This is a genomic window from Plantactinospora sp. CA-294935 (genome assembly GCF_050936445.1).
GTDB lineage: Bacteria > Actinomycetota > Actinomycetes > Mycobacteriales > Micromonosporaceae > Plantactinospora.
Map to the genome: position 1 here is coordinate 4,549,832 of NZ_JBNJMU010000001.1, position 14,971 is coordinate 4,564,802.

Below are 14,971 nucleotides of genomic sequence, written 5' to 3' on the forward strand. Positions count from 1 at the left end.
TTGGCGAGCTTCGCCGAGTACGCGGCCCTGGCCCGGCACCTGCACGAGCTGCGCCGCAGCGGTGAGCGGACCACCGCCCAGCTCGCCGAGGCGCGGGGCAGCACCGGCGCCGCCGCCGACCGGCTCGACCAGCGGCTCGCGGTGCAGCAGCAGCGGTTGACGGCCCTCGGCCAGATGATCGGCAAGTCGGTGCCGACCGCACCGCCGGCCGGCCCGGGACTGCCCGGCCCTCCGCCGCCGGCCGGATATCCCCCGCCCGGGGCCGGCGGCCACCCCACCGTGCCGGCCCAGTACGCCGGGCCGGACCACGTCGACCCGTCCGAGCCGTCGCCGCCGGCCGGGCACGTCTACCGGCCGGGCGGCTTCGGCAACCCCGTCCCGGGTGAGTCGGGGAGCGGAGTGGATCCGGCGGCCGGTGCGGCGTACCCGGAACTGCCAGCCGGTCCGGCGCGGCGCGCGCTGCCGGCGACTCCGGCGGCCGGCCCGGTGCCCGGCCCTCGGTTGCCCTCGGACGCGGCGCCGTCCGCTGCCGTCGCGGGCCCGGGAACGCCCCCTGCCCAGCCGGTCGATCCGGTGCGCGAGCTGGAGCTGGCCCGGCAGGCCGCCGACGGCGCGGACGTGATGATCGTGCAGGTGGAGACGATGGCGCAGCAGGCGCCGCTGTTTCCGTCGATGTCACCGCTGGCCCGGGCGACGACGGTCTACCTGATCTGCGCCGGGCTGCTCACCGTCGTCATCTGGATCGTGCTCACCGTCGCCGAGGTGCAGGGCATGAAGGGGCTCGACGCCAGCACGTTCGCGGTCTTCTCCTGGAGTTGTGCCGGGCTGCCGACGATGGTCTTCTTCCTCGGCTATCTCGCGCTCAGTGTCTGGGGCAAGCCCCGGATGATCGTCGGCCGGCCCGCCCGGTACGCCCGGCTCGGCTTTCTGATCTGCTTCCTCGCCGCCCCGTTCGCCTTCCTCACCTACTACCTGGTGTGAGGCGCGACCCGGAGCAGCCGTCCGCCCGGCCCGGAGCCCTGGCCGCGCTCGCCGGCACCGACGTCCGGCAGACCCGGCGTACCCTGGACCGGCTCGTCCGGGCGCACCTCGTCCAGCTCAGCACCCCCGGCCGGTACGGGATGCACGACCTGATGCGCGGGTACCCGGGAGCCCTGGCGGCCAGTACCGCCGACGAGTCCGGCGGCGACGCACCCGATGCCGCCCTCGGCCGGCTCTTCGACCACTATCTGCGAGCGGCCGCCGCCGCGATGGACGTGCTGCATCCGGCCGAGGCGGCCCTGAACGAGCGGCCTCGGCTCCCGGCCGTCAGCCGACGATGAGTTCCCGGGCCCGCTCGGCAACCGGTTCGGCCGCCCGGTGGTAGTTGCCGAGGACCGCGGTCACCCAGCCGGAGTCGGGAAACCACTGCACGTGGGCGGAAACCCCGGGCGCACCTCCGCCGTGCCCGAGAACCCACTGGTTGTTCCGGAGGGATCCGACCGTGAGGTAGTTGCCGAATCCCATCGGGCGGCCAGCGCCGACGTCCTCCGCCGACTGCGCCCTCGGCACCTTCGGGCTGCTGGCGAGCTGGGCGTAGACCGGGTCGAGCAGTCTGCCGCGCTGGAGCGCCCGGACGATCCGGACCAGGTCGCCGACGGTGCCGAAGGAGCCGCCCGCCGGGGTGCCGACGAAGGTCTGCCGGTCGTCGATGACGTCGACGGGCTCGCCGTTCTCGTCCTGCACGTACGGGTGGGCGATGCGCCGGTCAGCCCGCCACTGGGGTGCCGTGAAGAAGTCGGAGCGGGTCGTACCGGCCGGCCGGAAGATGTGCTCGCGGACGTGCTCGTAGTAGCCACGGTGTTCCCCGCCGGGCTGTCCGGACAGCCGCGCCACGATGGCGCCGAGCGCGACGAAGCCGGAGTTGCTGTACTGGTGCCCGGAGCCCGGTGCGAAGCCGAGCGTGTCCCTCCGGACGTACCTGAGGTTGCCCTCCCACGCCTCCTCGACGCTGTCCCAGGTTTCCGCCTCCGCCCAGAAACCGTCGACCCGCATGTAGTCGCCGAGCCCGGAGGTGTGGGTGAGCAACTGGTGGATGGTGACGTTCTCCGCGATCTCCGGCGCGAACCCGTCGAGGTGGCTGCCGAGCTTGTCACCGTAGGACAGTTCTCCCCGCTCGACGAGCTGGGCGATGGCGATGCCGGTGAGAAGTTTGGTCACCGAGGCGAGCGAGAAGATGGTGTCCGGCCCGTGCGGGATCGACCGGGACCGGTCGGCCATCCCGTAGGACCGCTCCAGCACGGGCTGGTCCTGGTGCACCAGCACCAGCGTGCCGGCGAATCTGTCCTCGGCGGCCAGTTGCGCGACGAACGTGTCGAACGCGCCGCCGGGCCGAAGTTCCGGCGGAATCCGACCGGATCCCGTCGACCCGGTGTCGGCGTACGCCGGGGTGCCGTGCCATGCGGTCCCCAGGGCGGGCAGGACCGCGGCGGTGCCGGCGGCCAGCCCGGCGTGGCGCAGAAACGCGCGCCGTCCGACGGTCTCGGAGTGGTTGTCGTTCATTCCGACGATGCTCCTCAGGTGATACTCGGAGTGCGGTGCCGAATTCGACTTCGGCCGGTCACCCCGAATACAACCGGTCCGCCCGTTTCCCCGGTGTCATCACGCCATCGCCGGGCCGTACCCGACGTGCTCGCCGAGCTTCCCGACGGCGGAACTCGCGGAAGCTTCCTGACGGCGGAACCCGCGGAGCTTCCCGACGGCGGAGGCAGGTGGCGGTAAATGGGCCCGAAGGGCAGGAAGTCGTAGAGCCGGATCTCCAGGTCGACCTCACCGACCCGGCGACCGATCCCGGTATCCCGCCCTGGTCGTCGTCCGGTCATCGGCGGCCGGCCGAACGTCCCACCCGGCTCCCGGAAAATCGCCCGGCGCGTCCAGTCGTTGTCCAGTCGTGCTTGGCAGGGTGACTCCGGAATCAGCGCCGCAACGACGGGCCTGGCCCTGGTCGCGGCCAGAGCGGAGGGAGAATCTAGGTGAGAGCCAGATTGTTACGCGGCATTGCCGCAGCGGCGCTGGCGGTGGTGGTGGCCCTGCCCGGTACGGCCACGCCGGCTCAGGCGACCGTCGGCGTCGACGCGATCAAGAAGGTGGGCCGAATCGCCTTCAGCCTCTTCCTGGACGCCCGGGCGGGCGACCTGACCGAGCAGCAGCTCTTCCAGGCGCTACAGGAGTTCGTCGGGGTGGTCGGCGAGGCCGAGGACGCGATCCTCTCGCATCTGGACGCCGTCGCCGCGGCCCCGTGGGTCGGCGCGGCCGAGCACGCGATCCTGGAGGTCCCGTCCCTGCCCCTGCTCACCGAGGACGCGTTGCAGGACTACGCGCTGGAGGTCGCCCTGCACGCGCGTCAGGCCAAGAGCGTCTTCGACGCGGTCGAATCCCCGGTCGAGGCCGATCACCTCGGTTTCGCCATCTACTCGCTCTACTCGGTCGGGCTGGAGGCGCGGATCGCGGCCGGGCTCGGTACGGCCACCTACCTGCCGAACTACCGGGCGGCGATGCAGGCGATCGTCGACCGGCTGAAGCCGAGGTGTGTCCCCCGGGAGGGTGACATGGACTGGCATCCGTCGATCTACCACGTGGTGTACGAGTGCGCCACCCCGCACGGCCCGCGCACCTTCCAGGACTACCAGGTCAACGGCGACTGGCAGGAGGGGCCGTGGACCGCGGCGACGCTCGAGGCCGCGGCCGGCGCTGGTACGAGCTGGGAACTTGCCAAGGACGCCCTGCAACGGATGAACGACGGAGGAGTCTGATGATGAAGGCCGGGCTGAGAAAGATGGCTACCCGAGGACTGGTCGCCACGGTGGCGGCCACCGGACTGGCGGTGCCGGTCGCCCCGCGCCCCGCGCAGGCGGTGGACCCGGGCACGATCATCCAGGTGGCACAGTTCGCCTACGCCGCGTACTCGTTCTACAACGACTCCAAGAGCGGCGGGCTGACCCTGGAGCAGGCGGTGACGATGATGATCAGCGAGGTCCGCCGCTCCGAGCAGGCGATCAAGAACCACATGGACGCGCTGACCGTCGCCGAGGTCCGCGGCTGCACCGAGCACGCCATGCTGGAGTTCGTCGAGAGCCAGGACTTCCCGATGAGTCTCAAGCAGCGGTTCGCGCAGGATGCCACCGGCTGCGTCACCGCCATCAACGTCCGTTACGACGTGGTGGGGCAGAACTTCAACTTCGAGGCGATGCGCGACCTCGGGGTCCTGCTCGTCTCGCTCGGACCGGTCGCGTTGGCGGCGCGGGCGCAGGCCAACCTCCAGACCGCGCAACTGGAGCAGTACCTGATCGCGGCGTTCACCAAGATGCAGGCCACGTTCCAGGTGTTCTGCCACGAGTACTTCGACCGGTTCTTCCTGCCCATTCCGAACGAGGAGGAGGTGTGGCAGGTCTATCCCGAACTGTTCATCCCCGGCTACTTCCAGTGCGTCGAACACGGCGGCGGACCCATGGCCAGCCGGCATGAGTACGCGTTGTGGCGCTGGGGGGCTTTCGCCGGGTACCCCGATCCGGCCAACCCTGGTCGGATGTTGAACCACTACCCGCACTACCCGGCGCTGCGCGACGAACTCGCCCAGAGGTCGCTCTCCGGAATGCTCGCGGCGGCCCTGACCGAGCTGCGGTCCTGACCCGACGACGGCGCACGGCGGGGATCCGCCGTGCGCCGTCCAGAGCGGGGAAGCTGGCCCCGGTCGTCCCGGTCGGGAGACGCTCAGTTCCAGGGGTTACCCGCCTGGTCGTTGAGGTGCACCCAGAACGCCCGGCGGCACTTCACACCCGCGCTGGCCGGCTACACCGAGCTGGATCCGCTGGAGGCCGAGCACCTCCGTACCGCGCTCGCCGGGCTCGCCGCCGCGGACGAGGACGGCTGACCGGATCGGCGGCGGCCACGGCTGGGAGTTGACTTCAACCCTGGTCGAGGTGCTGGACTCGGGCCATGTTCTCGAACGGACTGCGGGTCGTCGTCACCGGCGCGGGCCGGGACACCGGCCGTACCCTGGCACTGGCGTTCGCCGAGCGCGGCGCGCACGTCGCGGTCTCGGCCCGGGATCCGGCGGCGGCCGGCCGCACCGCGGACCTGATCGCGCAGGGCGGTGCCGGCAGCGCCGAGGCGTTCGGCTGCGACCTGGCGAACCCCGATTCGGTACGCGGCTTCGCGGCGGCGCTGGCCGACCGGACCGACCGGATCGACATCCTGGTCAACAACGGTGCCGCCTATCTGCCCGGTGCCGGGCTGGACGACGCCTCGGACGACGACATCGTCGCCACCATCGCCGGAGCCGCCACCGGCACGGTGCTGCTGACCCGGCACCTGCTGCCGCTGCTCCGCGCCTCGGACCGGCCCGACATCGTCAACCTGGTCTCCGCCTGCGGCGAGGTCGGCCACCACCGGTCCGACGCGCACCCGGCGTACTACGCCGCCAAGCACGCCCAGGCCGGGTTCGCCGGCATCCTGTCGCACCGGCTGCGCGCCGAGGGGATCCGGGTGATCTCCCTCTATCCGCCGGACTTCGAGCAGGACGGTCCGCGCGGACCGGGCACGCCACTCACCGCGCGGTCGGTCGTGGAGTGCGTGCTGTTCGCGGTCGGGCAGCCCCGGGACTGCTTCATCCGGGAGTTCCACTTCGAGCAGGTACGGCCGGAGTAGCTCGGCCTATCGGCCTCAGGGTGCGCTCGGACCGGCGGGCGGGTCCGGGGCGTAGAACTGCGTGGTGTTGGCGACCATCACCGCCACCGCGTCCGGGTGGTCGCCGCCGGCCACCGTCGCCGCACCCCACGCGTTGCTGCTCAACGTCATGAACTCCCGGGCCTCCCGGGACTCGCCCCAGGCGTTCGGGTCGGTGATGGCGCCGCCGCCCAGATAGAGGCCGAGGCCGAGCAGGGCCAGGTCCCAGCCGACGCCGACCGCCCCGGGGCCGTACTCGGTCCACCGCTCCGGGTCGATCACCGCGACGTGTTCCAGTTCGAGTACGGACCGTTCGGCGCCGTCGCCGGGGGAGAGCCGTACCTCGACCTCGCTGAACCCGCCCTCGACCGGCTCGCCGAAGATCCAGGTGAGCCTGAGCAGCCGGGGCGGCTCGCAGCGGATGATCTCGCCGCCCGCGTTCCCCTCGAGCTGGTACCGCCCGCCGAGCGTGAAGTCGCCGCTGACCGGCAGGAACCAGCGGGGCAGCCGTTCGGGGTTGGTGACTGCGTCCCAGAGGTCGTCCACCGAGGTGTCGTAGGTCCGGCGCAGCAGGACGGTCCGGGCCTCGCCGGCCGGTGTCTCGGCCCGGCCGACCGTCCGGTGGATCGCATTGATCTCGTCGACGATGTCCACCATCACTCCTCACGCTGGCCTTCGGGGCGGAACGGGTGGCAGCGTATCAGGAGCAACTTATATAAGTGCAACGCTGTGCGAGATCGGCGTGGCTGCCGCGCTTCCCGCGACAGCCCGCTCGGTGCCGGCCCGCCTACCGCACCCCGACCACGAAGTCGGCGGACCGGCTGACGCCGCGATAGCTCACCGTCGCGGTGATCGTGGCGACCCCGGTCGACACCGCCCGGATGCCACCCGACGGGTCCACCGACACCACCCGCGGGCGGTTGCTGCGGTACCGCACGGTCGCGCCGGCCGGCAGCGGCGTACCGGCACCCTCGGCGCGGTAGCTGTACCGGGTGTCGTCGGTCATCGCCACCGTCAGCTTCGGGGAGAGGGCGGTGCCGGGGGAGACCAGCGTCGGCGCGGTCGCGGTGACGACCGACAACGCCGGCCGCAGGGTGCCCCGGACGGTCACCACCGCCCGCAGCCGGGGGTCGGTGTCCGCGCTGGACCGGCCGACCTGGAAGGCGTACGCGCCCGGGTCGACCACGTACCGGCCGGCGCGCTCGTCGAAGAAGGCGAGGTCGGCGACGGGTACCCGGAACTCCACCCGCCTGGTCTGCTTCGGGCGCAGCGAGACCTTCTCGAAGCCGGCCAGCCGCTTGGCCGGGCGTTCCCGGCCCGCCGGTGCGCCCGGCGTGCCGACGTAGAGCTGTACCACCTCGGCGCCCGCCGCCCGACCGGTGTTGGTGACGTCCACGCCGACCCGGACGGTGCCGTTCGGGTCCACCATCCGGCGGTCCACCCGCAGCCTGGCGTAGCCGAATTCGCTGTAGCCGAGGCCGTGGCCGAACGGGTACGACACCTCGCCGTCGAAGTACATGTAGGTCCGTCCGGGGCGCCCGTCCCCGCCCCGGATCGCGTAGTCGTCGATCGCCGGGAGCTGTCCGGCGTCCCGGTACCAGGTGAACGGCAGGTGCCCGCTCGGGTTGCGCGCCCCGAGCAGTACGTCGGCCAGCGCCTCGCCCTTGCGCTGCCCGTTGTACGAACTCCACAGGATCGCCGGCACCGCGCCCTCGAAGCCCTCGACGTCCACCTGGCCGACGGTCTCCAGGTAGACGACGGTGTTCGGGTTGCTGGCCGCCACCTGGCTGATCAGGGACGCCTGCGCGCCGGGCAGCGCCAGGGTGCGCCGGTCGACGTCCTCCCGGGAGTGCCGTTCGTCGGTACCGGCGTACACGATCACCGCGTCGTAGCCGGCGGCGGCCGCCACCGACGCCGGGTCCACCTCGGCCAGGCTCTCCCCGGTGACCCCGGGCAGGTGGTCGACGACCGCGCCCGGGTTGATCCGTTGGATCGCCGCCCTGAGCCCCTGGTAGCCGTTGACCTCGTTGGCCTGCCCGGCACTGGCCTGGATGCTGGAGTAGCCGCCGAGGTACATGCTCGGCGGGTTGGCGTAGTGCCCGAGCACCGCCACCCGGTACGGCCCGGACGGCGGCACCCGCAGCGGCAGCAGCGCGGCCCGGCCGGCACCGGCCCGGGTCTTCGGCGCCTGGTTCCTCAGCAGCACGATGCTCTCCGCGCCGACCTCGCGGGCCATCGCCAGCCGGGCCGGGGTCTGGGTGATCGCGCCGTTGGCGTCCGAGTTGGTCCAGGTGCCCGGCGCGACCCGGGACCGGGCGGCGGTCACCCACGGTACGTCCTCCGGCCGGTCGAACTCGCCGAGCCGGATCCGGGTGGTCAGCAGCCGGACCAGCGAGGCGTCGACGTGCTCCTCGGTGTAGCGGCCGTACGGGGTGTCGATGCCCCGGGCGATCGCCTCCGGGATGGTGTTGGCGTAGCTCCACTCGTCGTGGTAGCCCTGCTGGCAGTTCAGGTCCTCGCCGGCCGCGTTGGCCCAGGCGTGCCGTTCGACGTGGTCGAGCGGGGCCGGGTGGCCCGGCGGCTGCCAGCGGTGGCCGTGCTGGATCTCCCGGATCGAGTCGCAGTCAGAGGTGAAGAAGCCGTCGAACCCGAAGGTCTGCCGGGCCAGCTCGTCCATCAGATAGCCACTGGCCGAGGTCGGCACCCCGTTGACCCGGTTGTACGAGGTCATGATGGATGCCGGTGAGCTGCGCTCGACCACCTCCCGGAACTGCGCGGTGTAGTACTCGCGCAGCGTCCGGTCGTCCATGTCGGCGGTGCCGCGCAGCCGGTCGAACTCGCTGTTGTTCGCCGCGTAGTGCTTGAGCGTGGTGCTGGTCTTCAGATAGCCGCCGCCGGACGGCAGCGGCCGGCCGGTCCGGTCCTTGCCCTCCATGCCGTTCACGAACTGCGCGGCGAGCGCGGCGGTCAGCAGCGGGTCCTCGCTGAACGCCTCGTCGTTGCGGCCCCAGCGCGGATCCCGGGCCAGGTTGACGGTGGGGGAGTAGAAGTTCAGGTCGAGCCGGTTGTCCCGGACCACCTCACGGGCCTCGTCCGAGATCAGGGTCGCCTCCCGGTGGACCAGGTCGGGGTTCCAGGTGGCGCCGAGCGACAGGTCGACCGGATAGGAGGTGGTGTTGGTCAGGATCGGCGGGTTGGCGTTGTGCAGGGTGCCCTCCCGGGCGACGCCGTGCGCGGCCTCGTTCCACCAGCCGTAGGCTTCGATGCCGAGCCGGGGCAGCGCCGCCGACTGGCTGCTGACCAGCTGGGCGGCCTTCTCCGCCAGCGTCATCCGGGAGACGAGGTCGACGGCCCGTTCCTCCGGCGAGTAGGACCGGTCCAGGTAGATGGCGCCGCCGTCGCCGCTGGTCCCGGCCGGAACCGCCGCCTCCGGCTCCGCCGCACATCCGCTGCCGCTGATCAGTACGACGGCCACCACCGTCGCCGTCCAGGCACGCGCTCGCATCCCGCCATCCCCTTCGCCGATCCGGTGGACCCCGGGCGAACGTAGGGCTCATATCGATGAACGTCAAGGTGGCTGTCGGTAGTAGCCTGCCCTGAGCTGCCGTACCGGGGATGGTGGTGGCGGCTCGGGGCGGGCGTTCGGCGACCTGGCAAAGCGGATCAGCACCGTCGGCTGACCCTGCCGGGTGAATTGGTGCCGCTGGCTGCTAGTCCTTCGAAACCTCGACGATGAGGTGGCTGGTGCCTGGCACTGGATGAGTGCCAGGCACCAGCGCGTCAGGCAGCGCGGCGACCGCCTCCGCTGGAAGGTCCACTTCCAGCAGGCCGTCGCCTGGTCGGCGGATGGCGAAGACCTCCGCGCCCAGCAACACGACGCGAGTGCCGTTGCCGTCCAGAAGCAATTCGCGGCCGTGTGGCAGTCGGTCGCGCACCGCTTGGGCCACCGTGGCGGTGGTGACGTTCTTGAACCGCAGCCGGACCGTGTCGTTCTCGGTGGCCCACCCGAAGCCAGCGACCACGATCAGCCCGGTCGACGAACCGTCGCGGGCCCGCCCGGTTTCGATCTCGGCCCGTACCGCTGGATCGTCTGTCAGCGACGGCCGGTCCAGATCGGTGACCAGCAGCGGCTGCCGTTCGGCGAGCAGGCCGAGCACACCGTCGGTGTCCCACTGCCGAACTGCCGCGTACTCATCGCTGGTCAGGCCCACCACTTGCAGGAATTGCACTCGGCCGTGCGGGGTGGCGATCGTGCCCAGTTCTGGGTCCTCGGCGAAGGCTAGCGCGGTCAGCGCTGTCTCGTACTCTTGCCGGATGGGTCCGTTCGCGTTCATGTGATGGCCCGGCTCGAACCAGTTGCCGCTGGAGAACACGTAGCGGGCGAGGTTCTGCAGCAGGTTCGCCGCCCACATCGGTGGTTCGGCGTCGCCGGTGTCGCGGGCGACCCGGAAGGTGAACTCGAAGCCCCAGCCCGACTCGTCGGGGTTGTCGCTCTCCTTGGCGTACAGCTCGCTCATGCCATAGCCGACGATGTGCCAGTGCGGCATCGGCTCGTCGCGCGAGTAGAAGCTGATGCCATCGAGCGGGTCAGGCCCACCCAGCGCGAATCGGTGCAGCGTGCCGTAGTGCTTCGGCTCGACATTGGGGTACAGCTCGGCGAGTCGGGCGTCGATCGCGTCCCAACCAGGGGCATCGGAGGTCATTGGAGGATCAGAACATGCCGGTCCGGGCGCCGCGCGCCGGACCACCCGGGTGAGTCAGCACAGCGAGACGGGGCCTTCTCGTTGAGTGAACCTTTTTCAACCTCCCCTTGCGGTCCGGCGGACCGCAAGGTCGGACGCGGTGCGTGAGCGCCGCGCGGTTCAGGTTGAAAAAGGTTCAGTGGTCAGTCACGGCAGGATCTCGACGTACCCGTCGGTTCCGTGCACGCGGATCCGCTGCCCGTCGGGGATCAGTCGGGTGGCGTCCTCCACACCGACGACGGCCGGCAGTCCGTACTCCCGTGCGATCACTGCGCCGTGCGTCATCAATCCTCCGACCTCCGTCACCAAGCCTGCGATGGCGACGAAGAGGGGCGTCCAGCTCGGGTCCGTGTGAGTCGTGACGAGGATGTCGCCCGGTTCGAGATCGGCCCGTGCCAGGTCCAGGATGACGCGGGCCCGCCCTTCGATGATCCCGGCGGAGACCGGTAGGCCGATCAGCGCGCCGGCCGGCAGATCGTCGCGCCGGTACGCTCCGGCGACGACCTCGCCGTCCGAGGTGAGCACCCGGGGCGTCGTGAGCGCCTGATACGACCTGAAGTCGTCCTTGCGCCGGCCGATGAGCTGGTCATCCACCCGGTTCGTGCGCACGACGTCGTGGAGCTCCTCGAACGTGAGGTAGAAGATGTCCTCCTTCTCCCGGAGTACGCGGGCCCGCACGAGGCGCTCGGCTTCTTCCAGCAGGGCCTTCTTGTACACGAAGTAGCGGCTGACCATGCCGTACTTCGGATACTCCCGGTACCCGATGAAGGTCCGGACCCGGTCGATCATCCGCTTCGTCTCTTCGGCCTTGTGCTCCCCGTCCGGCAGGGCCCGCAAGCGTTCCAGCAGCTCCTGCTCGTTCTCCCACGCCTCCTGCCGCCCTTGCTCGAAGCGCCGCTCGCCGGCTCCCGGCGGGAAGTTCCGGATATTGCCGAGGATCAGGGGCACGAGCGTGGAGGGGCGCTCGCTCCACCGCGGCCGCGTGATGTCGATCTCGCCGACGCAGCGCATGCCGTACTTGTCGAGCCAGCCCTCGATGGCGTCTCGCGCTTCCCGCCCGCCCGCGAGCGTGGGCAGCTCGTCCAGGAAACCCTCGTCCTCGACGTGCTGCAGAAACGCCACCACGTCCGGATGCGGGCGGATCACGTCAGCGACGGCCAGCAGCGCCAGCCCCATTTCCGACGTGACGTTGTGGGGCACGGACTGGGTGAGCGTGTCCGCCGCGTTCTTCTCGCCCAGCCACGCCTCCAGCCGCTCGTTGAGCCACCACGTGGCCTCCATCGCCGACATGAACACCTGATGGCTCTGCGGATCGAACAAGATCCGCCTCAGCTCCTGGATGTCCGCCCGGATGAAGTCGAGCAGCGCCTCCCCGGACTTCGTCCGGATGTCGCGTTCCGAGGCGGCGATGGATGCCTCGCTGCGCCCGATCAGCTCGGTGACGATGGCCGGATCGGTCTCGATCGGGGCTGGCGTGCCGCCCGGCAGTGGCTCGGGGGGACCCTCGTCAGGGAGTGGCCGGATGAAGCCGTCGCGCTCCAGGATGGTCCGCAGCGCGTCCCCGGTCAGTGGATCGGATCTTCCCGCCAGGTCCAGGAGGCCGGCGCGGGTCGTCGGCGAGGCCAGCCTCCGGGTGACGTCGACGAACAGGCGGCCGCCGGCCTCGGCCATGGGGGCGGGGGTCGTCATCTGCCAGAAGGAGAGCCCGAGGGGCTTCATGGGGTCGGTCATCATCTGCTGATGGCCGACGGAGAGATAGACGTGGTTCTCCCCGTCGCCGGACTCGGGGATGGGGAACAGTGTGGTGATCGGCCGGCTCTGGACGATCTGAAAGTCGTCGTCGACCAGGCACCATTCGATGTCCTGCGGGCGTCCGAAGTGCGCCTCGATCCGCCGGCCGAGCCGCACGAGCCGCACGACCTGCGCATCCGTCAGCGCCGGCTGCTCCTGCCGCTCCGGGTCGATCGCCTGTTCCCGCGTACCGCCCGCCGGCGAGGCGTGCACGGCGAGCTGCTTGGCGCCGATCGCCTTGGCGACGACCTCGCCGTCGCGCACCTTGTAGACGTCCGGGTTCACCAGGCCGGAGACCAGGGCCTCGCCGAGGCCGAAGCTGGCCTCCACGGAGGCGACCTTCCGGTGGGACGTGACGGGGTCGGCGGTGAACAGGATGCCGGCCGCCTGCGGGAAGACCATCTGCTGCACGACCACGGCCATCTGGACCGTACGGTGGTCGATGCCGTTGCGCTGGCGGTAGGCCACGGCCCGCTCGGTGAACAGCGAGGCCCAGCAGCGGCTGACGTGCTGGAGGATCGCGGCGCCGCCCACGACGTTCAGGTACGTGTCCTGCTGGCCGGCGAAGGAGGCCGTCGGCAGGTCCTCCGCCGTCGCGCTGGATCGGACGGCGTAGGCGGCGTCCTCGCCGAGCTGGGCGAGAGCGCGGGTGATCGCCGCCGCGAGGTCGCCCGGGACGGCGATCCTCTCGATGGTCCGGCGGATCTCCGCGCTGAGCATGCGGATCGCCTCCCGGTCGTCCGGGTTCAGCCGCGACAGTTGATCGAGCCGATCGTCGATCGCGGGCGCTTCCGCCAGGATTCGCCGGTAGGCCTCCGTCGTCAGGCAAAAGCCAGCCGGCACGCGGATGCCGTCGATCCGCGACAGCCCGCCCAGGTGCGCGCCCTTGCCGCCAGCGACCGCGACCTGCGTCTCGTCAACCTCTTGAAGGCCCAACACGTACGGCTCACTCATCACGACACCTCCGGGCAGCCGTGCTCCGTTGCCCTGCACCGGCCGCTCCGCCCGGTCGGGCGACGCGCAGCTACCTTGATTATCCCCTGATCAGACCGCAGCGGTGCGCGACGTCCAGCGCGTCGGGCAACTCGCCGTGCCGGGCCAGCAGCATCGCGGCGCGGCCGGCCACTCGCCGGGTACTTTCGGCGTCCGGTGCCGCGTCGAGCATGGCGGCGAGCAGACCGGAGTCGCCGACCCGCTCGGCGAAGCGTGCGACGGCGACCACCTGGCGGCGGCTGTCGGCGGGCAATGCCGCCACCGCGTCCGGCACGACAGTCCGAGCCTCGGCGTCGAGGGTTGGCAGCAACGCCTCGGCGACCCACCAGTAGCCGTCCCGCAACGCGCCGGCCACCAGACGGGTGAACAGCTCGCGATCCCGTGCCAGCAGTCCGGTGCGGCTGGCCAGCCGGGCCAGCACCAGGCTCAGCCGCGAGTCGGGTCGGCCACCGGCAGCCTGCGTGTACACCGGGTCGAGCGCGGTGGCGTCGCCCGTTTCGACAAGCGCGGCGCCGAGCCCGGCGTCGGCCAGCAGCGCCCACGGCATGTTCCGCAGGCGGGCCCGCAGCCGCGGTACGTGCACGTCGACGATCTCGGTGCGCAGCGGCTCGTCGGCCAGGGCATGCGCGAGCGGTACGACGTCCGCGACGACGGCGGCCAACTCCTGAGGGATGACCCCGGGGCCGGCCAGTACGTCCAGTAGGGCGCGGAGCCGCTCCGGGGTTGCCGCCACGCGCCGGCCGTCGAGCCAGCGCAGCACCTCAAGGGCAAGCGGGCCCGGCCCGTATCCCGACACCCGGCAGTCCCGCATCCGGCTCAGCACGGCAAGCGCCTCGTCGACTCGCTCCAGTGCCAGGAACAGCCGGGCGAAACGGTGCTGATAGATCATCTGTACGTCGCGCTCGCGGCCTCCCTTCGGGCACTTCCGGAACGCGGCCACCAGCGCCTTCGCCCGGGTCGGGGTGAGCCCGGGCGTCGCCAGCGTCAGCAGCGCGCGCTGCTGCGGACTCGGGTCGAGCCGGGTGGCCAGCGTGAGCGCGTCGTCGAACCGGTCCGCCGCGACGAACGCGGCGACGAGTCGCTCACCGTCGATCTCCCGGACGGCTCCACAGCGCCGGTCAACCTCGGCGAGGCCGAGCGGCCCCCACAGGACGGCTGCCGCCGCCAGGCAGGGGCGGTCGTCCCCGTCCAGCAGCGCCGACCAGCGGTCGAGATGCTCGGGCTCGCCGACGTACGCCTCGGCCAGCGCCGCGAACACCGCCGAGATACGCGCGGCCCTAAAGCGGGCCCACATCCCGTCCTCGTCCGGCCGGATCACCAGCACGGCCCGAAGCAGCGCCGCCTCCGCGTCGGGGTTGCCGGCCACGAGGCGGGCCAGCGTCCCGGCGACCGCGTGCTCGGGACCGCTGCGTCCACTCTCGAACAGACGGTACGGGTGCTCGCCGTCGAGTGCGGCGGCCACCACCTGCACGGCCTGCTCGCCGGTGAGGACCCGGGGTGCCGCCTCGGCGAACTCCCTCGGTAGCCAGCCGTCCAGGCACGCCACCAGTTCCTCGGCGGCACCGGCGTGGTCGCCGCCGTCGAACCGGGCCACCGCCCACCCGATCCGGTCAGCCGGGTCCACCCTCCACTCCGACGGCACTGCTTCGAAGCGTGCGAGGGCGGATCGGGCCCGGTCGGCGAGGTCGGTGGAGATGCTCACGTCGACTGGCACCCGGCGACCTTACCCAAGTCGGGGCACC

General features: G+C 71.4%; 12 protein-coding genes. 6 read left to right on the forward strand and 6 right to left on the reverse strand.

What is annotated here, in order from left to right; all coding sequences use genetic code 11:
• Both ACQEVC_RS20315 and ACQEVC_RS20320 read left to right on the forward strand, forming a co-directional pair.
• The gene (locus ACQEVC_RS20315) at positions 1-981 is read left to right on the forward strand and encodes a hypothetical protein (protein ID WP_432879776.1); all 981 of its coding nucleotides are present in this window, start codon (positions 1-3) and stop codon (positions 979-981) included.
• Entirely contained in the window at positions 978-1,322 is a 345-nt protein-coding gene (locus ACQEVC_RS20320; RefSeq protein ID WP_432879778.1) for a hypothetical protein, read from the forward strand. The genes ACQEVC_RS20315 and ACQEVC_RS20320 overlap by 4 nt, the downstream gene beginning before the upstream one ends.
• Here the strand turns inward: ACQEVC_RS20320 and ACQEVC_RS20325 are convergent.
• Positions 1,309-2,541, reverse strand: coding sequence for a serine hydrolase domain-containing protein (locus ACQEVC_RS20325; RefSeq protein WP_432879780.1), 1,233 nt, complete (start codon positions 2,539-2,541; stop codon positions 1,309-1,311). The genes ACQEVC_RS20320 and ACQEVC_RS20325 overlap by 14 nt on opposite strands.
• A 470-nt stretch (positions 2,542-3,011) precedes the next feature.
• Here ACQEVC_RS20325 and ACQEVC_RS20330 point away from each other — a divergent pair, with 470 nt between their 5' ends.
• The 4 genes from ACQEVC_RS20330 (at position 3,012) to ACQEVC_RS20345 (ending at position 5,685) form a co-directional block, all read left to right on the forward strand.
• Positions 3,012-3,791 (forward strand): hypothetical protein, encoded by a 780-nt coding sequence (locus ACQEVC_RS20330; RefSeq protein WP_432879782.1) that lies wholly within the window; start codon positions 3,012-3,014, stop codon positions 3,789-3,791.
• Positions 3,792-3,814: 23 nt separating this feature from the next.
• Positions 3,815-4,666 carry a hypothetical protein gene (locus ACQEVC_RS20335; protein ID WP_432879785.1) on the forward strand — a complete coding sequence of 284 codons (852 nt, stop codon included), beginning with the start codon at positions 3,815-3,817 and terminating at the stop codon, positions 4,664-4,666.
• Between the two features lie 111 nt (positions 4,667-4,777).
• Positions 4,778-4,909, forward strand: a complete 132-nt coding sequence (locus ACQEVC_RS20340; protein WP_432879787.1) for a hypothetical protein — start codon at positions 4,778-4,780, stop codon at positions 4,907-4,909.
• A gap of 65 nt (positions 4,910-4,974) precedes the next feature.
• The gene (locus ACQEVC_RS20345) at positions 4,975-5,685 is read left to right on the forward strand and encodes an SDR family oxidoreductase (RefSeq protein ID WP_432879789.1); all 711 of its coding nucleotides are present in this window, start codon (positions 4,975-4,977) and stop codon (positions 5,683-5,685) included.
• Positions 5,686-5,700: 15 nt separating this feature from the next.
• On the opposite strand, the gene ACQEVC_RS20350 is transcribed toward ACQEVC_RS20345, so the two are convergent.
• The 5 genes from ACQEVC_RS20350 to ACQEVC_RS20370 all read right to left on the reverse strand — a co-directional run bounded on the left by ACQEVC_RS20350 (position 5,701) and on the right by ACQEVC_RS20370 (position 14,943).
• Positions 5,701-6,360, reverse strand: a complete 660-nt coding sequence (locus ACQEVC_RS20350; protein WP_432879791.1) for an SRPBCC family protein — start codon at positions 6,358-6,360, stop codon at positions 5,701-5,703.
• Positions 6,361-6,490: 130 nt separating this feature from the next.
• The gene (locus tag ACQEVC_RS20355) at positions 6,491-9,208 is read right to left on the reverse strand and encodes a glycoside hydrolase family 3 C-terminal domain-containing protein (RefSeq protein WP_432879794.1); all 2,718 of its coding nucleotides are present in this window, start codon (positions 9,206-9,208) and stop codon (positions 6,491-6,493) included.
• A gap of 205 nt (positions 9,209-9,413) precedes the next feature.
• The gene (locus ACQEVC_RS20360; protein WP_432879797.1) at positions 9,414-10,406 is read right to left on the reverse strand and encodes a suppressor of fused domain protein; all 993 of its coding nucleotides are present in this window, start codon (positions 10,404-10,406) and stop codon (positions 9,414-9,416) included.
• 186 nt (positions 10,407-10,592) lie between these two features.
• Entirely contained in the window at positions 10,593-13,190 is a 2,598-nt protein-coding gene (rph, locus tag ACQEVC_RS20365) for a rifamycin-inactivating phosphotransferase (protein ID WP_432879800.1), read from the reverse strand.
• 79 nt (positions 13,191-13,269) lie between these two features.
• A complete protein-coding gene (locus ACQEVC_RS20370; RefSeq protein WP_432879803.1) occupies positions 13,270-14,943 on the reverse strand; it encodes a hypothetical protein in 1,674 nt (557 codons plus the stop codon).
• Positions 14,944-14,971 lie beyond the last annotated feature (28 nt).

What these genes read in the sequence shown, in the direction of transcription:
- ACQEVC_RS20325 (WP_432879780.1), bottom strand. Translation starts at nt 2,541, where the DNA reads ATGAACGACAACCACTCCGAGACCGTCGGACGGCGCGCGTTTCTGCGC.
- ACQEVC_RS20335 (WP_432879785.1), top strand. Translation starts at nt 3,815, where the DNA reads ATGGCTACCCGAGGACTGGTCGCCACGGTGGCGGCCACCGGACTGGCG.
- ACQEVC_RS20345 (WP_432879789.1), top strand. Translation starts at nt 4,975, where the DNA reads ATGTTCTCGAACGGACTGCGGGTCGTCGTCACCGGCGCGGGCCGGGAC.
- ACQEVC_RS20350 (WP_432879791.1), bottom strand. Translation starts at nt 6,360, where the DNA reads ATGGTGGACATCGTCGACGAGATCAATGCGATCCACCGGACGGTCGGC.
- ACQEVC_RS20355 (WP_432879794.1), bottom strand. Translation starts at nt 9,208, where the DNA reads ATGCGAGCGCGTGCCTGGACGGCGACGGTGGTGGCCGTCGTACTGATC.
- ACQEVC_RS20360 (WP_432879797.1), bottom strand. Translation starts at nt 10,406, where the DNA reads ATGACCTCCGATGCCCCTGGTTGGGACGCGATCGACGCCCGACTCGCC.
- rph (WP_432879800.1), bottom strand. Translation starts at nt 13,190, where the DNA reads ATGAGTGAGCCGTACGTGTTGGGCCTTCAAGAGGTTGACGAGACGCAG.